The organism is Acinetobacter sp. 226, assembly GCF_048147925.1.
Classification (GTDB): domain Bacteria; phylum Pseudomonadota; class Gammaproteobacteria; order Pseudomonadales; family Moraxellaceae; genus Acinetobacter; species Acinetobacter pecorum.
In genome coordinates this window covers 43,479-61,420 of the sequence record NZ_JAYWYX010000012.1, presented here as the reverse complement: position 1 = coordinate 61,420, position 17,942 = coordinate 43,479, and the positions used below count along the sequence as shown (strand labels likewise).

Below are 17,942 nucleotides of genomic sequence, written 5' to 3'. Positions count from 1 at the left end.
TCATTTATCCGATGACTGGTTAATTTTGCAGCATGGTTTAAAAATTGCTATAGAAATCATCTATTGATAACAGAATGCATCTGATGGGGATTTCTAGTTTATGTTGTCGCGCTTTTTTATTTACCGTCCCAAATTTGCAGCAGTTATTGCGATTTTCATGATGAGCCTGGGAATATTTGCCCTGCAAAAAATTCCCGTTGAACATATGCCGAATATGGATGCGCCAGCACTAGGAGTTTATGCAGGCTATCGTGGAGCATCGGCAGAAACTGTTGAGCAATCGGTCACCCAGATTCTGGAACAGGCAGTCAAAGGGATTGAAGGCCTGGAAACCTTTCATTCCAGCAGTTCGGTAGGACGTGCTCAACTTGATTTGCAATTTGAACAAGGGGTCGATCTGGATCAAGCCCAGTTACAGGTGCAAAACGCCGTCAATGGTGTACTGGGTCGCTTGCCGGAAGAAACCCAGCAAGGCGGGGTCAATGTCTATAAGTCAGGTTATGATCAGTTTGCACTGTTAAGTTTATATGATGAGAGTGGTCAAAGTACTGTGACCGAACTTTCAGATTATTTGATGGTACATGTAGAACCTCGTCTGTCACGTATTGAGGGTATGGGGGAGATCGAGCTGTATGGTGCTGGCTATGCCATGCGGATCTGGCTCAATCCCCACAAGTTAAATCAATTCAACCTGATGCCCAGCGATATCCGTAATGCCATAGAAACCCAGAATGCACCATTGGCTTCAGGTGCGATAGGCGGTTTGCCAACCCTCGAGGGTCAATATCTCAATGCCAAGGTAAGTGGTGGTTCACGTTTAAGCAGTGTTCAGGAATTTGAAAAGATCATTGTGAAAACGACTGATTCCGGTTCATTGCTGTATTTAAAAGATGTTGCGCGAGTAGAACTTGGTGCAGAAAGTTATAACCACATTAACTATACCAATGGTCAGTTATCTTCAGCTTTATCCATTACTTTGGCCCCTCGTAGTAATGCCCTTGCTGTCTCGGAGCAGATTCAGGCGGTATTAAAAAATGCGCAAGCCAATTTGCCGCCACACTATCAGTTGCGTATGACCATGGACAAAACGCCATTTATTACCGGTTCCATTGAACAGGTGGCCAAAACACTGGTTGAAGCCATTTTTCTGGTGATTATCGTGATGTTTATTTTCCTGCAGAACTGGCGGGCCACCATTATTCCTGCTGTCACCATTCCGATTGTGGTTCTGGCCACATTTGCCGTGTTGTATGTTTTGGGGATGACCCTGAACAGCTTTACCTTATTCGCCCTGATTCTGGCGATTGGCCTATTGGTGGATGATGCCATTGTTGTAGTTGAAAATATTGAACGGCTGATGCATGAAGAAAATCTGGATGCCAAAGCTGCGGCCTTAAAGTCGATGCAGGAAATGAGCGGGGCACTGGTCGGCATTACATTGGTGTTGACTGCAGTATTCATTCCCATGGCATTCTTTGGCAGTATCACCGGCGTGATTTATCGGCAATTTTCCATCACTTTGGTGGTGGCCATGTTGCTGTCATTATTTGTTGCCTTGATTATTACCCCGACATTTGCAGCACAACTGCTTAAACGCAAAACTCATCAAGCACGCTGGGCGCGAAGTTTTAATCGTGGTATGGATCGGCTCAATGCAGGCTACCAGAAAGTGTCTGCAGGAAGTATGCGATTTAAATTCGGCATGTTGGCATTGTTCGGTATCTGTATCCTGGGGTTTGGATGGGTCTATAAAAATTTACCCGAAGGTCTAATGCCTACTGAAGACATGGGCTTTGTGATGGGGAAGATCGTAATGCCAGGTAATGCGCCACGTTCCGAGATTGAGAAAGTGGGACGTGAAGTGCAAGACTATTTAATGGAACATGAATCGGAACGCATCAAGAGTATCGGCGTCTGGTATAGCGGAAATAACGTCGGTGTGGGGCCTTATCGTGGGCAGCTCTTTGTGGTATTGAAGGACTGGGCAGCACGTAAAAATCCCGAAGATTCGGTTTTTGCCATGGTAGATCGCGCCCAGAAACACTTTGCCAATCATGCCAATGCCCAGATTTTCTTTATGGCACCGTCCATGTCGAGTAATGGGCGAGTCGTAGATTTCTGGTTACAAGATTTGGATTATAAAGGAGCCGGGTTTTTACAGGAGGCATTTGGCCAGATTGAGTCACGCGCCCAAGGACAAGCATCCATTGAATTTTTACAGTTGGACCAGCCCAAAGAGAGTGCTGAGCTAAATATGCAACTCGATATTGAGCGCGTATTGAAGCATGCTATTCCTCAGCAAAATGTCAACACTACTTTGGCTGCAGCGTGGGGTGGTACCTATATCAATGACTTTATTGATCGTGGGCAGATTAAGCGTGTCATTATGCAGGGAGAGGCTGAATACCGTTCCAAACCTGAAGACCTGGCCCATTGGCATGTCAGAAATAACCAAGGTGAAATGTTGTCTTTTAACCAGTTTAGCAGCCTTAACTGGCAGGGTGGTCCAAACAGTATTAACCGCTATATGGGCTATAATGCCGTTCCGGTCTATGCCGGCATTCCAAAAGACAAATTCTCCAGTCAGACCATGCAGGATGTTGAAACATTGGTCGATGAACAGGAAGGTGTGAACCTGGCCTGGAGCGGAGCCGCACTGGAAGAAAAGCGCAGCAGTGGTCAGGCCATTTTCCTTTACATTATTTCTATCGCATTTATTTTCCTGTGCTTAACGGCTTTATATGAAAGTTGGACTATTCCTGCAGCAGTCATCAGTGCCATTCCATTAGGGGTAGGTGGCAGTATCTTATTTTGCTGGGCTTTTGGTTTCGCCAATGACATCTTTTTCCACATTGCTTTACTGACGACCATCGGCCTGTCCTGTAAAAATGCCATTTTGATTGTGGAGTTTGCCGCACAGGCAGAGCAGGCAGGCAAAACCACCTTAGCTGCAGCTTTGGAGGGCGCAAGTTTGCGCTTACGTCCTATTTTGATGACCTCTATAGCCTTTGCTGCCGGTGTACTTCCTCTAATTTTTGCGACAGGGGTGAGTGCGATTAGCCGTCAGGAAATTGGTGCCAGTGTTTTTGGAGGGGTTATTTTTGCGACCATTCTGGTACTGTTCTTTATTCCATTTATGTTTGTCTTGATTCGAACTCTGTTTCGTGTCAAAGCAACAAATAAAATTATACAAATCAATCAAGAAAATCAGGAATACTCACTCTAGGGCGGGTAGCTTTCATACCTGCAGCAAATAATGGTATGGGAATGCAGCATCAAGAAAAAATACAGCAGTTACATGAGAGTCTGCTTACTGGGAACAATAATATTCACCAACTTCTACAGCAGTTAAACATTGCCGATCAGGCCAGAATTTTGTCGGAACTTGGACCTGCGGAACGCTATCTGCAATTTCAGCAGCTAGAGCGGCAGGCCGAGGTACTGGAGTTCTTGCCACTGGCCATGCAAATCCAGTTGGCTTACCAGTTTCCTCCAGATCAGCTGGCCAGTCTGATGGATGCCATGCATTCAGATGATTTTATTGATTTATATAAGCAGATGCCTTATGAAATACAGCAGCAATTACTGGGCAAGCTGTCTACCCAGTCGCTGCAGGTGCTGCGAGAGCTGCATGCCTATCCGGAGGAAACGGCTGGTGCCTTAATGAGTTCGGACTTTATCACACTGGCGCCGGAACTTAATATGCGTCAGGCGATCGAAGTACTACGTGATATTGCCGGAAATCATGACACCTTATATCTGATCTATATTGTAGATGCACAGCAGCATCTACTGGGTGTAATTTCCTTGCGGCAGATTATCCAGGCAGCGCCGGATGCCACGATTGCCGAAGTCATGACTACGGACGTGGTTGTATGCCACAGTCGATGAAGACCAGGAACAGGTCGCCCGTACCTTGGCCTATTATGATTTTATTGCCTTACCGGTAGTCGATGCTACACAGAAGCTGGTCGGCATTATTACCTATGATGATGCCATGGATATTGCGGAGGCTGAAAGTACCGAGGATATTTTAAAATCTGGTGCCGTCACACCTTTGAATGAACTCAGTCTGAAAACTGCACCGATTTTTAGCCTGTATCAGAAACGGGTATTCTGGCTGGTAATACTGGTTTTCGGGAGTTTATTGTCTGGAATCGGGATTGCGCATTTTGAGGAGATTATCGCCTCCCATATTGTGCTGGTATTTTTCCTGCCTCTACTGGTCGGCAGTGGGGGAAATGCAGGTTCGCAGTCCGCTACCTTGATGGTACGTGCCCTGGCCACAGGCGATGTGCAGTTTAAGGACTGGTTTAGTCTGCTTGGACGTGAATCCCTGGTTGCCTTATGTCTGGGAGGCACCATGGCGATTGCCGTATCCATCTTGGGATATATAAGAGGTGACTGGATGGTCGCTGTGGTGCTGGCCTTAAGTATGCTCGGTATTGTGCTGATGGGCTGTTTGATCGGCATGAGCTTGCCATTTATACTCAATAAATTAAAGCTGGATCCGGCCAGTGCATCAGCGCCATTGGTGACTTCAATCTGTGATGCCACTGGTGTGATCATCTATTTATTTATTGCATCTAAATTACTATTTTAATCTGCAACTGGATACACCTTAAATTAAAAAATACTTTATGCTCAATTACATTGGTTTCATTTCTGGAAAAATACATGCCTGATCCTCAACAAAAAACAAAACTAAGCCAGCAAGAAGTGATACGTCTGGAACGTGATCTGGCCAAGTTTGCCAATATGATGGATTCAGTGGTGCGTATTCCGTTTACCAAGCAAGGCGTGGGGGCAGATGCGGCTTTAAGTACGATTCCGGTTGCTGGAGATATTGCCGGTTTTGTGTTGACCTGTTATGCCATTCATAAGGCCAAACAGATCGGGGTACCGAGTGCCAAACTCAATCCGGTCATGAAGCTGGCAGTAATGGATGCAGTGGTTGGATTTATTCCTGTGGCTGGTACCGTCTTTGATATTTTTATCCGGCCGAGTCGCAAGGCGCTGGATGTCGTGCATCTGCATATCCGTGAGGAATATCAGATTAGCAGCGACCGGCATGTGGTACACCCGTTTCTGCATGAAAGTCTGGAACGTAAACAGCAGCAATCTGCTTTCTGGCAGAATCGTGTCGTGGCCTGGATCTGGATTCATATCCCGGATATTTTGGGCACCATATTCCTGATCCTGTTTGTTTTCGCGATCGGATGGGGCATTATGGCGCTGTATCAATGGATCAGCTGATTAAATTGAGCTAAAGAATACGCGAATGAATCCAATAAAAAAGCCTGCAATTACTGCAGGCTTTTTTGAATTAATATGGGTATTACTTGTGCATGTTTTAGATTAAGCACAATCAAGCTGTTGTAATGCAGCGACACGCTGTTCGATGCTTGGATGCGTCTGGAACAATGCAGCAAGGCTAAAACCTTCCTCTTTACCCGCAGAAATCGCAAATGCTTTCATTTCTTTCGGCATGGCATCTGGCATTTCAGATTCTGCCTGTAAGCGTAGTAATGCTGAAATCATGGCCTGTTTACCAGCCAGACGTGCACCGGCTTCATCGGCACGGTATTCACGGTGGCGCGAGAACCACATCACAATAGACGATGCAAGAATACCGAACACGATATCCAGCACAATAGTAATCACGAAATAGGCAATACCTGGGGCTTCACCTTCTTCACGACCAAAGACATTGCGATCAATAAAATCACCTGCGACACGTGCGAAGAACATTACAAAGGCGTTCACCACACCCTGGATCAGGGCAAGAGTCACCATATCGCCATTGGCAACGTGACCGATTTCATGCGCCAATACAGCACGAAGTTCGTCTTTGTTCATACGCTCAAGCAAGCCGGTTGATACCGCAACTAGAGCATCGTTTTTATTCCAGCCAGTGGCAAAGGCATTGGACTGGTAAGAAGGGAAAATACCCACTTCCGGCATTTTAATGCCTGCACGCTGAGAAAGCTGTGCAACTTCATGGAGTAACCAGGCTTCAGCTTGGTTACGAGGAGCATTCGGGTCAATCAGTTCAGTACCCGTGGTTTTTTTCGCCATCCATTTAGACATGAACAGGGAAATGATTGAGCCGACCATACCGAACACAAAACAGATGACCAACAGGTTGCCTAGATTCAAGCCACCTGCGCCATGGTAACTACCGACACCGAAGAGTGACAAGATAATGCCAGCTACAACCAGTACCGCGAGGTTGGTTAGCAAGAACAAACCAATCCGCATCATTGAGAAATCCTCTTATTACAGAAAAATAATCTGATTATTAAATGTAAATCATTGAAATCAATATGAGGCGAAATCGAGAAGAATTCAAGGAAAAAATAGCATTTGGCTACAAAAAATACAGGGTATTTTTTGTTCGAATTGAAACATAGGTGTTTAAAAACAAAGCTGTTTAGAGATTATTCACTCAAATAGATCTTTGCTGATGCCGTTGCGTTTGCAGTGGCATAAGAGCCTGCAGGCGCATCAGTGAAACTGCCATCGGCCTGTGCGATGATCTGACGCTGATACTTGGCAGCCTGAATATTGGCAGCGGTGGTGGAACCCGTGGAGTAATTGTCGGAGCTGGCAATAATACGCCCCTGACTCGACGCAGGGCTAGGTGAAATACTATTGGTACTCAGGCCTTCGGTATACAGATTCTGATAGCGACTGGTCACACGGCGCACATAGTCCTGGGTTTCACGAAAGGGCGGAATACCACCGTATTTGCTGACATTGCCTTCACCGGCATTATAACCAGCCAGTGCCAGACTGGTATTGCCATTAAAACGTTTCAATAACCAGGCCAGATATTTGGCGCCCGCCATAATATTCTGCTGGGGATCATAGGCATTGCTGACATTAAAACGACGGGCAGTGGCCGGCATGAGTTGCATCAAGCCCTGTGCACCGACTGGTGAACGCGCATGTACATTGAAACCAGATTCAGTATGCATCACGGCTTTAATCAAGCCTTCAGAAACGCCATAAGTTTGGGATGCCTGACGGATAATCGAGTCATAGGCATTTTTATTTCTACTATAGCTCGGCAACACGGAAGCTTCACTAGAGCCCCAGTTGCTATAACTGTGAATATTGCTGTCTGGATAATAAGTCTTCTTTTCTACCTGTAAGTGATTATAGCGACTTTTCTTGTTGGTCAATAAAGTACTGCCATTACTGTCACGTAACTGGTAAATCGTTTGACCGGCATAAACAAAATGACAACAACCTGCCAATAGCAAGCTGCTGATCCCATAACGCCCCAAAACATGTACATTTATTTTCATTGTTTATATTAAGTAAACACAATAGAGAAAAATTTAATCAAGAGTTTAACAAAAAATTACGGAATGAAAAGACTTGTGCGCTGCATTTATAAACGAGTTTGTAAATGCAAGTCATTTTTTACATTTTAGCAGTAGAAAAAAAATATGATTTAATTTAAAACCTTAGGCTTGACAGGTTTAAGTTGTTGATTTTTATATATAATTAAATTGATCAAAAAATGATCAATTTAAAGAAAAGCCTTATCTTTTGAGCCGGACAAGTTGTCAAGCCTGTTTCAATCCACAAAGTTATCCACAGCTTTTGTGGACAACTGTGGAAAAGTCCAAAAGATAAGCATTTCGCCTAAAAAGTGAACGCAATCGTTCAATATATCAATCTAAATAAAACATGAAAATGAAATTAATAAGACATTTTCATGAAAATAAATTCTTTTGATGCGATACGGGGCCGAATCGGCTAAAATTGCGCGGTATTTTTATTTATGGGTTAATCTCGTCTATGTACTCGCCAGTTGAGTCCGAACAAGGATTTAATTTCAAACCTGAATTGCCAACAAGCTCAGCCTACTACCGTTTGTTGAAGAAGCTTCGCCGCCAGGTCGGACATGCCATTCGTGATTTCAAGATGATTGAAGAAGGCGATAAGGTCATGGTGTGTATTTCTGGTGGTAAAGACAGTTATACCCTGCTAGATATCCTGCTGCAGTTCAAGCGTATCGCACCGATCAACTTCGATGTGGTGGCCGTCAATCTGGACCAGAAACAGCCAGGTTTTCCGGAAGATGTATTGCCGCGTTATTTAGAAGAAAATAACATTCCTTATTACATTCTGGAAAAAGACACGTACAGCATCACTAAAAAGCTGACACCTGAAGGCAAAACCTATTGCGCCGTCTGTTCGCGTTTGCGTCGTGGTTCTTTATACGGTTTTGCACAAGAAATTGGTGCGACCAAAGTTGCTTTAGGCCATCATCGTGATGATATCTTGGCGACTTTTTTCCTGAACCTGTTCCATGGCGGCAGCTTGAAGGCGATGCCACCGAAACTGCTGTCTTCAGACAAAAAGAATATTCTGATTCGTCCACTGGCATATGTGGAAGAAAAAGACATCATCAAATATGCAGAAATGCGCCAATTTCCAATTATTCCATGTAATTTATGTGGCTCTCAGGATAATCTGCAGCGCGCAATTATCAATGACATGTTACGTGATTGGGATAAAGCACATCCAAAACGTCTACATAGTATTTTTGGTGCCTTGCAAAATGTCTCGCCATCGCAGCTGGTCGATCGTGAATTATTTGATTTTGAAGTGCTGGACAGCCAGCGTGAATTCGACTTCAAAGGCAGTGATTCGACTGAAGAAGCCGTGGAAGGGGAGAATCGCCGGATCAATATGGTCAATCTGGGCTTTGCTGCAGAATAGTTTGAGAATTTGCAGACATTGGCCTACAGGTTGATGTCTGTGCTGTAAATATAAATAAAACAGAACTACAAAAATTGAACGGGGCGTACAAAATTCGTTAGCCTTTGCGCTAATGATCATGATATAACAAAGCACAAGCATAATAGCTTCAACATGATGTCGTCTGGATAGCCGACACAAATGAACAAATAATTTGAGGAAAGATCATGCCTGCTTTTTTAACTGATGATTGGTTTTCAACTGTAGAAACTCTAACAGCGCAAGCTGGCGATTTGAATCTGCCACCGGCTTTGGCGAACCTTGCGATTAATTTGGTTGTAGCAGACACTACAGGTAATACTGAACTCTCTTTAGATGGTGGGGCAATCAAAAAAGGTTTGTCTTCAAACGCCAAAACCACGTTGAATATGGATGGCGAAACCTTACGTAAAGTTTTCCTGGAATTTGACATGGCTGCTGCAATGCAGGCGTTCATGACTGGCAAAATCAAAGTACAGGGTGATATGTCACAATTGATGGCACTTCAAACTGCCAAGCCAAGTCAGGAACAGAAAGACCTGTTCAAGAAAGTGCTTGAAAATACTACGGCTTAATTCTTGCTGGGATTTGCTCGAATAAAGACGAAAAAAGCTTACCCTAAGGTAAGCTTTTTTTATGGCATTGTGATCAATGTGCAGGGTTAACCTAGATATTCACCAATTGCGGTGTGGTCTTGATATGTTCCAGATAAGCACGAATACGAGTTACATATTGTACTGCTTGACGGTAACGACCATTATTGGCTTTATTCTGATCCAGATAGGCATATAGGTTGACCCAGTTATCCGGGTTCTTGCCTTGTGACTGGATACGTTTTTGCAACTGATTCACTGCACCTGGGCCCATATTATAAGCTACTAGTGCAAACCAGTTCCGATCTGGAAATGGAATATGATCATAGCGACTAAGCATTTGATCATAATACTTGGCACCACCCTGAATACTTTGAGCCGGATCAGTACGGTTACTCACGCCCATGGCTTTGGCTGTACTGTTGGTCAGCATCATCAAGCCGCGAACACCTGTTGGAGAAACCGAATTTGGTTTCAGATAAGATTCCTGATAACCAATGGCGGCCAGTAAATGCCAATCCAGATCATATTGCTGTGCGGTCTGTTTAAAGCTAGCTTTATACATCGGCAGTCGGCTGCTCAAGTCACGTTGAATGGTTGTCCAGGATTCCTCTTTCACCACATTCTGATTATAAAATGAAGCAAGCTGCTTGATGGCACCGCTTTGTTTGCCTTTACAGATAAACGCACTGGCAGTCTGGCTTAAAGGATCGGTGGCAGATTTAAATACCAGATTTAAATTGGTATTCAGGCCATTATTTATCAAAATTGACTGATCTCCACACGTGGCTGAAAATGAGGTCAATTTCTTATTTTCAATTGCACTTAAATCGGTCGTGGTCATGGCCAAGTTGGCTTTGCCCTGCGCAACCCACTGTAGGGCGGTCTGATTGTCAGGAACAATCTTAAAATCGAGCTTTACATTCAGGCTGTTGGCATAGTTGCGAACCAGATCATAACCAAAGCCATGCAGATGTTGCCCATCCTGAAATACAGTAGTCGGATTTGCAATCGCAACTACGGTTAACTTATTGCTGTTTACCACATGATCAAACTGGAGTGTGGTCTTACTTGCATTGATACTGTGTAGTGGAATAAATGCAGTGCTCAGTACAAGTACTTTCAAAGGGAGAGAGGAAATTACAGATCTTAGGCAAAGCCTCGACCCAGTGGATGAACTACTGTGCATGTTGTCTCCGCTACAAAGTAATTTATGCCCTAAAAATCACAGCTAAAACAGCCAGAGATTTTAACAGTTTGATAAATTCAATAAGGGTTGGGCAGTCATGACGTCATTCAAAATGACAAGAGATTTAAAGATAATTATGTAGAAAAACTACATAGTTTAAAAAGTAAGCATTTCCGGAAATTGTTGGCATATTAATGATCTGAAAAACGATTGTCAAATTTTGTACACAAGTTATTTTTAAAAATAATTTTAAGATATTGAAATATAATGATTATTTTTTTTGAAATTTGGCATTGTTTTAAAATGGTAAATAAAATAAGCTGTTTGTGAGTTAAAACAGTGAAAATATGATCAGCAAGATGTATGAAATCTAACTTAATTACTCGTGGCGGACACGATAAATTGGTGGCAGAACTTAAGAATCTCTGGCATGAAGAACGTCCGGAAATTACCAAAAAAGTGAATTGGGCAGCCAGTCTCGGTGACCGTTCTGAAAATGCGGATTACCAGTACAACAAGCAACTTTTACGCAAAATTGACCGCCGGGTTCGCTATTTGGGAAAACGTCTGGAAGAGCTGAGAATTGTCGATTTTTCTCCAGAGCAGGCAGGCAAGGTCTATTTTGGCGCCTGGGTGGGCATTGAAAATGAAGAAGGTGAACAAAAGACTTTGCGCATTGTAGGAGTAGATGAAATTTATGATCATCATCCGCAGCATATTTCGATTGATTCGCCGATGGCACGCGCCTTACTGGGCAAGCAGATTGATGATGAGGCCGAGGTGCTGACACCCTCTGGAAAGAAGCTCTGGTTCATTAATTCAATTCGCTATGAAAAGCCAGAAAATTCAGAAGATTAATTGAATTGATTTTATTTTGTGCAGTTGATTCGGTAAAAGCATAAAAATATTTGCCAAGCATGATTTTTGTTTATATTATGTCGGCCATGGAAGCGTGGCAGAGCGGTTTAATGCACCGGTCTTGAAAACCGACGAGGGTGTGAGTCCTCCGTGAGTTCGAATCTCACCGCTTCCGCCAAATTTTAAAAACCCAGTCAATTTGACTGGGTTTTTTTATGTCTTAATATTTTTGATTGTTGATCCAATTGATGCTGAATGTGATTATTTCTCTCATCATTCTCTACTGAGTTAAATACAACTCAAGATCATTTCAAGATTCAAATCTTTGAATGAAAATACTCAGGTTGGCTTTGATTTTGGATGATTTTTAGCTGAATAAACTGCTTTTTATAGAAGTTTCGCTAAATTTTATTGCCAAAAATCTGATTTATTTATATGATGGCGGCCATGGAAGCGTGGCAGAGCGGTTTAATGCACCGGTCTTGAAAACCGACGAGGGTGTGAGTCCTCCGTGAGTTCGAATCTCACCGCTTCCGCCAAATTTTAAAACCCCAGTCGAAAGATTGGGGTTTTTCTTTTTAAGCTGCAAATACTGAATCTTAAATTCCTCAGTTCTGAAATCAAGCTACCAAATCTTGAAAATTGACACATCAGCCAAATATAGAGTCAGAAGCATCAACGCGCTATCATACGCCCAAGCATCATATGGATCTCATTATGAAAATTGTCGCAGATGAAAATCTGGCATTTACCGATTACTTTTTTTCCGAGTTTGGTGATATTCAACATCGTGCAGGACGAACCTTAAGCGCTGATGATGTCAAAGATGCTGATAGCTTGCTGGTACGTTCAGTGACTCAGGTCAATGAAGCACTGCTAAAGAATAGTTCGATCAAATTTGTAGGAAGTGCCACCATCGGCACAGATCATTTGGATATTGCTGCATTAGAACAGCATGGGATTCAATGGAGTAATGCAGCCGGCTGTAATGCGCAAGCAGTGGCTGAATATGTGATTACCGCGTTATTGCAGGTGCGTCCTGAATTAATCGATGCCAATGCGACATTTACCTTGGGTATTGTCGGTTTGGGTAATGTTGGAATCCGACTGGCCTACATGGCGAAGCTCTTGGGCTGGCGCGTGATTGGCTATGATCCTTTGGTGCAAAGAGAGCAGGTTGATCAAGTTGAATTTCATGAATTATTGCAGCAGGCGGATACAATTTCGATTCATGTCCCTTTAACCATAACAGGCGCATATCCAACCTATCATTTATTTAATGCTGCTTCGCTGGCGCACATGCGGCCTGATGCAATCCTGATTAATTCAGCACGTGGGCCAGTCATTGAAGAAGCCGCGCTGATCCAGGATATACAGGCGACACATCGCACCGTGGTTTTGGATGTTTTTGAGCATGAGCCGCTGATTTCAGCAGAACTTCTGGATCTGGTGACTTTGGTCACTCCGCATATTGCCGGCTATAGTCTGGAAGGCAAGGCACGTGGTACCCAGATGATCTACGAAGCTTTTTGTCACACCTTCGGTTTTGCGGCCAATAAACAGTTTGAATCCCAGCTGCCTGTCTGTGAGCAGTTTTTTCAGGGGCAGGATTTAAAAATGGCATTGCAACAGCATTTATCCCAAATTTATGACATTGCTCGTGATGATGCCAATCTACGTGCCTGTCTCAAAGAAGGTAAAGTCGATCAGCAGGCATTTGATCATTTACGTAAAACCTACCCACTACGTCGTGAGTGGGCAGCACATGGTGGGCCGAAGGCATGATGATGACATATCAACCCACTTGTGACCTTCAAGCCATGCATGCGCGTGCGAATTTATATCGTCAAATCCGTCAGTTTTTTGCTGAGCGCGATGTATTAGAAGTCGAAACACCGATTTTATCTCAAGCCGGTGTGACCGATGTGCATTTGACTTCGGTACAGGCCCAGCGTCATGTGCTGGGTAAAGCGCATACACATTATTTGCAGACCTCACCTGAATTTGCCATGAAGCGCTTATTGGCAAGTGGTTCTGGACCCATTTACCAGATCTGTAAAGTTTTCCGTGATGATGAGCATGGGCGTAAGCACAATAGCGAATTCACCATGCTGGAATGGTATCGCCCGGGGCTTAGTTTAAAAGATCTGATGTTTGAAGTATCTGATCTATTGAATGTGACCTTGAAAGTACGTTTTGGCGAAATCCGTCCGACCATTCTGAGTTATAAGCATGCATTTATGGATCGTCTGGATCTCAATCCGCTTCAGGCTACTTTACAGGAACTGAAAGACTGCTGCCGCCGCGTCGGTCTCAATCTGGATATGGGGAATGACCGTCTTGGCTATATTGACCTGTTATTTTCACATATGGTTGAACCGAGTCTGGGTTTTGATACTGCTGTATTCCTGACCGATTTCCCACCTGAAATGGCCTCTCTGGCCAAAACCCGAATTGATGAAGATGGTGAACTGGTCGCCGCACGTTTTGAACTGTATATTGAAGGTTTGGAATTAGCCAATGCTTATGATGAGCTGATTGATGCCGACGTATTGCGTTCACGCTTTGAAGCAGATAATGCTGAACGAGCCAAGCTGGGCTTGCATGTCATGCCGATCGATAAATATCTATTGGCAGCTTTACCGAATATGCCGGAATGTTCAGGAATTGCCCTCGGAATTGACCGTTTGCTGATGATTGCAACCCATCGTATGAAACTGGAACAGGTGATTACTTTCCCGGCAGATATTTCCTAATCAGACGGATTTAATATTTTTCAATTTCTTTTGATAAAGCCAATATCCAGGATTTGGAAAAAGAGAAATAAGCGCAAGAGAAAAGCACCCGAGGGTGCTTTTTTATTATTCAATCGATACAGTTTGTTGTGCTTTGAGCTCACCCAGTGCCTGAATCCGTCGTTCAATCAGCATCTCGCCAATATCTGGTCCCTGAATATCGGCAGGCAGGTCTTGTGCCTTGATGGCACGTACGGTCTGCATGGCATCAAGAATATACTGTGCTTGTGGATAAGCACGATCTTCCAGACCCAGGCGGCCACGTGAATCACATTCACAAGCCTGTACAAAAGCTTCAACACGTTCAGGGCGACGTAATACATCCAGGCGTTGTAATAATCGCCATAAAGTTCCCGGTTTAAGATTGAAGGCCTGATGACATTTCAGATGTTCTTTGCACACCGCCAAAGCCAGTTGCTTGGTATAAGTCGGCACTTTTAAACGCTCACACAGTTCATTCACTGGTTTAATGCCACGTTCTTCATGCATGATATGTCGCGGTAATTCTTCAAGCGGCGTTAAAGCCTTGCCTAAATCATGCACTAAAACGGCAAAACGAACATCCAGGCTGTAGTTTTGACGGCAAGCCTGCTGCAAGGACATCATGGTATGAATGCCACAGTCAATTTCCGGATGATATTCAGGACGTTGCGGAATGCCATATAAGGCATCAATCTCAGGGAATAGCACCTTCAAAGCACCACATTGACGTAATACTTCAAAATACACATCAGCATGACGTTCCGATAATGCACGCGAAGTTTCTTTCCAGACACGTTCAGGTATGAGCGCATTTAATTCGCCAGATTCAGTCAAGCGCTGCATCAATGCCATGGTTTCATCGGCAATCACGAAACCTGCACTGGTATAGCGGGCAGCAAACCGGGCAATCCGCAGTACCCGTAATGGATCTTCAACAAAAGCGTTGGAAACATGGCGTAGAATCCGGTTTTCCAGATCTTGCTGACCACCATAAGGATCATAAATCTGTCCAGCATCATCCATGGCCATGGCATTAATGGTGAGATCACGCCGGATCAGATCCTGCTCTAGCGTAACGCTAACATCGGTATGAAACTCAAAACCATGGTAACCATGCCCAGATTTACGTTCTGTACGCGCCAGTGCATATTCTTCTTTTGTTTGGGGATGTAAAAAAACAGGAAAGTCTTTGCCTACCGGCTGATAGCCTAGCTCAAGCATTTGTGCGGGAGTTGCACCCACGACGACATAATCTTTTTCGTGATAGGGGTGTCCGAGCAAATGATCTCGAACGGCGCCGCCTACTAAATAAACTTGCATGAAAAAACCTCTATTCTTAGAAGCATCATGCTACAGAATAGAGGTTTTCTCAAGTTAAGAAACGAGGCGAATGCGTCGTTATCTTGTCATTGGCTTAAAGTGCATCTTGTTCCGCTTGCTGGATTTCTGCCACAGTGAGCGCAGTCATATTGATCACACGGCGCGTAGTTGCAGTCGGTGTCAAGATGTGTACAGGTTTTGCCGCACCCAGAAGAATTGGTCCAATGGTCACATTGTTGCCTGAAGTTGCTTTTAACAGGTTAAACGAGATATTGGCAGCATCTAGATTCGGCATGATCAGCAGGTTTGCAGAGCCCTTGAAACGTGAATTCGGGAATGCAAACTGACGAATGTTTTCATCCAGTGCTGCATCGCCATGCATTTCACCTTCAACTTCCAGCTCAGGCGCGATTTCAGACAGAATGTCATACACTTTACGCATTTTTTGCGCGCTGGCATCATGCTGGTCTGAACCAAAGCTTGAATGAGAAAGCAGGGCAATACGTGGTGTCATACCAAAACGGCGCACTTCTTCAGCCGCCAGAATGGTCATTTCAGCCAGCTGTTCAGCCGTTGGATTAGTATTGACATAGGTATCGGCGATGAACAGGTTGCGATCTTCGAGCATCAAGGCATTCAAGGTAAAGAAAGTGTTATGACCATCTTTCTTGCCAATGATGTTGCTGACGAAGTCCAGATGAATATCGTAGCTTGAATAAGTACCACACAGCATACCGTCTGCCATGCCATGTTTTACCAACATCGCAGCGATCAGGGTAGAGCGGCGACGTGCTTCACGCTGTGCATATTCAGGCGTTACACCCTTGCGCTGCATGATATTGTAGTAATCATCCGCGAACATTTCATAGTTCGGGTTCTTTTCCTGATCAATGATAGTGATATTTACACCGTCTTCAAGGCGTAAACCCAGTTTCTTGATATTGGCTTCGATGACTGCCGGACGGCCTACCAGAATCGGTTTTGCCAGGCCTTCATCCACAGCAATTTGTGCAGCACGTAATACACGCAGGTCTTCACCTTCAGCATAGGCAATGCGTTTAGGATCAGATTTCGCCTGTTCAAAAATCGGTTTCATGACGAATGCCGAGTTGTAGACAAACTCAGACAGACGTTGACGATACGCCGAGAAATCCTGAATTGGACGAGTCGCAACACCAGAATCCATTGCAGCTTGTGCCACAGCAGGTGCAATCTCCAGAATCAGACGTTGATCCAGTGGACCAGGAATCAGGTATTCGCGGCCAAATGAAGCTGATTTTTCACCATAGGTTGCCGCATCGGCTTCAATATGCGCCATACGTGCAATTGCATGGACACAGGCAATTTTCATGTCTTCATTAATAGTGGTTGCACCCACATCCAGCGCACCACGGAAGATATACGGGAAGCATAGCGCGTTATTCACCTGGTTCGGATAGTCAGAACGGCCAGTCGCCATGATGACATCATCACGAACTTCATGCGCATGTTCAGGCAGAATTTCTGGATCCGGGTTCGCCAATGCAAAGATGATCGGATCTTTTGCCATGACCTTGACCATTTCTTTGGTCAGAATGCCGGCAGCAGAAAGACCGAGGAACATGTCTGCGCCTGCAATCACGTCACCTAGCTGAGTAGCTTCAATGTCTTGCACATAAGCTTTTTTGGATTCATCCAGACCTTCACGATGCGTAGTCAGCAGACCGCGTGAATCGGCAACAATGATGTTCTCTTTATTAGCACCCAGAGCACAAAGCAGATTTAAGCAAGAGAGTGCTGCAGCACCGGCACCTGAAGCTACAATCTTGATCTCTTCAATTTTTTTGCCATTAATTTCCAGGGCGTTAAGTAAAGCAGAACCGACAATGATCGAAGTACCGTGCTGGTCATCATGGAATACAGGAATATTCATGCGTTCACGCAGTTTCTGCTCAATATAGAAGCACTCTGGCGCCTTGATATCTTCCAGGTTAATCCCGCCAAAAGTCGGTTCTAATGCCGCGACAATATCTACAATTTTGTCTGGATCATTTTCAGCAATTTCAATATCGAATACATCCACACCAGCAAATTTTTTGAATAATACGCCTTTACCTTCCATCACCGGTTTAGAAGCCAAAGGGCCAATATTACCCAAGCCCAGCACAGCAGTACCGTTGGTTACTACAGCAACCAGGTTACCCCGTGCTGTATACAATGCAGCAGTTGAAGGGTCGCGTTCAATCTCAAGGCAAGGTGCAGCTACGCCAGGCGAGTAAGCAAGGGCCAAGTCACGTTGGTTGACCAATTGTTTGCTTGGTGTAACGCTGATTTTCCCCGGGGTAGGAAATTCGTGATAGTAAAGGGCCTGTTGCTTTAAAGATTGTTCGTCCATCAGTCTCTCGATCGTTGTAAAGATTACCCAGTCAGTGGGCAAAGAATTTATTTATGTTCCTGAATATACCATTT

The 17,942-nt window shown here is 44.3% G+C and carries 12 protein-coding genes, 2 tRNA genes and 1 pseudogene; 10 read left to right on the top strand and 5 right to left on the bottom strand.

Annotated features, from left to right (window positions below; all coding sequences use genetic code 11):
- Nucleotides 1-100 precede the first annotated feature (100 nt).
- The 3 genes and pseudogenes from VXP95_RS07455 (at nt 101) to VXP95_RS07445 (ending at nt 5,256) form a co-directional block, all read left to right on the top strand.
- Nucleotides 101-3,226, top strand: a complete 3,126-nt coding sequence (locus VXP95_RS07455; RefSeq protein ID WP_416711786.1) for an efflux RND transporter permease subunit — start codon at nt 101-103, stop codon at nt 3,224-3,226.
- A gap of 41 nt (nt 3,227-3,267) precedes the next feature.
- Nucleotides 3,268-4,603: pseudogene (gene mgtE / locus VXP95_RS07450) on the top strand (magnesium transporter).
- Nucleotides 4,604-4,677: 74 nt separating this feature from the next.
- Complete coding sequence (locus VXP95_RS07445) at nt 4,678-5,256, top strand: DUF4112 domain-containing protein (RefSeq protein ID WP_416711785.1); 579 nt, start codon at nt 4,678-4,680, stop codon at nt 5,254-5,256.
- A 102-nt stretch (nt 5,257-5,358) separates the two neighbouring features.
- Here the strand turns inward: VXP95_RS07445 and htpX are convergent, their stop codons facing one another.
- Both htpX and VXP95_RS07435 read right to left on the bottom strand, forming a co-directional pair.
- Nucleotides 5,359-6,264, bottom strand: coding sequence for a protease HtpX (gene htpX, locus VXP95_RS07440; RefSeq protein ID WP_191730774.1), 906 nt, complete (start codon nt 6,262-6,264; stop codon nt 5,359-5,361).
- Nucleotides 6,265-6,440: 176 nt separating this feature from the next.
- Nucleotides 6,441-7,313 carry a lytic transglycosylase domain-containing protein gene (locus VXP95_RS07435; protein WP_064096312.1) on the bottom strand — a complete coding sequence of 291 codons (873 nt, stop codon included), beginning with the start codon at nt 7,311-7,313 and terminating at the stop codon, nt 6,441-6,443.
- 499 nt (nt 7,314-7,812) lie between these two features.
- Here VXP95_RS07435 and ttcA point away from each other — a divergent pair, with 499 nt between their 5' ends.
- Nucleotides 7,813-8,739, top strand: a complete 927-nt coding sequence (ttcA, locus tag VXP95_RS07430) for a tRNA 2-thiocytidine(32) synthetase TtcA (RefSeq protein ID WP_064096311.1) — start codon at nt 7,813-7,815, stop codon at nt 8,737-8,739.
- Between the two features lie 206 nt (nt 8,740-8,945).
- Entirely contained in the window at nt 8,946-9,332 is a 387-nt protein-coding gene (locus VXP95_RS07425) for an SCP2 sterol-binding domain-containing protein (protein ID WP_004280536.1), read from the top strand.
- Nucleotides 9,333-9,423: 91 nt separating this feature from the next.
- Here VXP95_RS07425 and VXP95_RS07420 read toward each other — a convergent pair whose 3' ends face one another.
- Entirely contained in the window at nt 9,424-10,539 is a 1,116-nt protein-coding gene (locus VXP95_RS07420; RefSeq protein ID WP_416680778.1) for a transglycosylase SLT domain-containing protein, read from the bottom strand.
- A 363-nt stretch (nt 10,540-10,902) separates the two neighbouring features.
- Here VXP95_RS07420 and greB point away from each other — a divergent pair, with 363 nt between their 5' ends.
- The 5 genes from greB (at nt 10,903) to epmA (ending at nt 14,153) form a co-directional block, all read left to right on the top strand.
- The gene (gene greB, locus VXP95_RS07415) at nt 10,903-11,397 is read left to right on the top strand and encodes a transcription elongation factor GreB (protein ID WP_064096309.1); all 495 of its coding nucleotides are present in this window, start codon (nt 10,903-10,905) and stop codon (nt 11,395-11,397) included.
- An 88-nt stretch (nt 11,398-11,485) separates the two neighbouring features.
- Nucleotides 11,486-11,575: transfer RNA gene (locus VXP95_RS07410), tRNA-Ser, on the top strand.
- 271 nt (nt 11,576-11,846) lie between these two features.
- Nucleotides 11,847-11,936: transfer RNA gene (locus VXP95_RS07405), tRNA-Ser, on the top strand.
- A gap of 178 nt (nt 11,937-12,114) precedes the next feature.
- Nucleotides 12,115-13,182 (top strand): 4-phosphoerythronate dehydrogenase, encoded by a 1,068-nt coding sequence (locus VXP95_RS07400; protein WP_416711784.1) that lies wholly within the window; start codon nt 12,115-12,117, stop codon nt 13,180-13,182.
- Nucleotides 13,179-14,153, top strand: a complete 975-nt coding sequence (gene epmA, locus VXP95_RS07395; RefSeq protein ID WP_416711783.1) for an EF-P lysine aminoacylase EpmA — start codon at nt 13,179-13,181, stop codon at nt 14,151-14,153. Before VXP95_RS07400 ends, epmA begins: the two co-directional genes overlap by 4 nt.
- Before the next feature lie 105 nt (nt 14,154-14,258).
- Here the strand turns inward: epmA and VXP95_RS07390 are convergent, their stop codons facing one another.
- Both VXP95_RS07390 and VXP95_RS07385 read right to left on the bottom strand, forming a co-directional pair.
- A complete protein-coding gene (locus VXP95_RS07390; protein WP_416711782.1) occupies nt 14,259-15,494 on the bottom strand; it encodes a multifunctional CCA addition/repair protein in 1,236 nt (411 codons plus the stop codon).
- Nucleotides 15,495-15,588: 94 nt separating this feature from the next.
- Nucleotides 15,589-17,868, bottom strand: a complete 2,280-nt coding sequence (locus VXP95_RS07385) for an NADP-dependent malic enzyme (protein WP_416680782.1) — start codon at nt 17,866-17,868, stop codon at nt 15,589-15,591.
- Nucleotides 17,869-17,942 lie beyond the last annotated feature (74 nt).

What these genes read in the sequence shown, in the direction of transcription:
- VXP95_RS07455 (WP_416711786.1), top strand. Translation starts at nt 101, where the DNA reads ATGTTGTCGCGCTTTTTTATTTACCGTCCCAAATTTGCAGCAGTTATT.
- epmA (WP_416711783.1), top strand. Translation starts at nt 13,179, where the DNA reads ATGATGATGACATATCAACCCACTTGTGACCTTCAAGCCATGCATGCG.
- VXP95_RS07390 (WP_416711782.1), bottom strand. Translation starts at nt 15,494, where the DNA reads ATGCAAGTTTATTTAGTAGGCGGCGCCGTTCGAGATCATTTGCTCGGA.
- VXP95_RS07420 (WP_416680778.1), bottom strand. Translation starts at nt 10,539, where the DNA reads ATGCACAGTAGTTCATCCACTGGGTCGAGGCTTTGCCTAAGATCTGTA.
- VXP95_RS07385 (WP_416680782.1), bottom strand. Translation starts at nt 17,868, where the DNA reads ATGGACGAACAATCTTTAAAGCAACAGGCCCTTTACTATCACGAATTT.
- VXP95_RS07400 (WP_416711784.1), top strand. Translation starts at nt 12,115, where the DNA reads ATGAAAATTGTCGCAGATGAAAATCTGGCATTTACCGATTACTTTTTT.
- greB (WP_064096309.1), top strand. Translation starts at nt 10,903, where the DNA reads ATGAAATCTAACTTAATTACTCGTGGCGGACACGATAAATTGGTGGCA.
- ttcA (WP_064096311.1), top strand. Translation starts at nt 7,813, where the DNA reads ATGTACTCGCCAGTTGAGTCCGAACAAGGATTTAATTTCAAACCTGAA.
- htpX (WP_191730774.1), bottom strand. Translation starts at nt 6,264, where the DNA reads ATGATGCGGATTGGTTTGTTCTTGCTAACCAACCTCGCGGTACTGGTT.
- VXP95_RS07425 (WP_004280536.1), top strand. Translation starts at nt 8,946, where the DNA reads ATGCCTGCTTTTTTAACTGATGATTGGTTTTCAACTGTAGAAACTCTA.
- VXP95_RS07435 (WP_064096312.1), bottom strand. Translation starts at nt 7,313, where the DNA reads ATGAAAATAAATGTACATGTTTTGGGGCGTTATGGGATCAGCAGCTTG.
- VXP95_RS07445 (WP_416711785.1), top strand. Translation starts at nt 4,678, where the DNA reads ATGCCTGATCCTCAACAAAAAACAAAACTAAGCCAGCAAGAAGTGATA.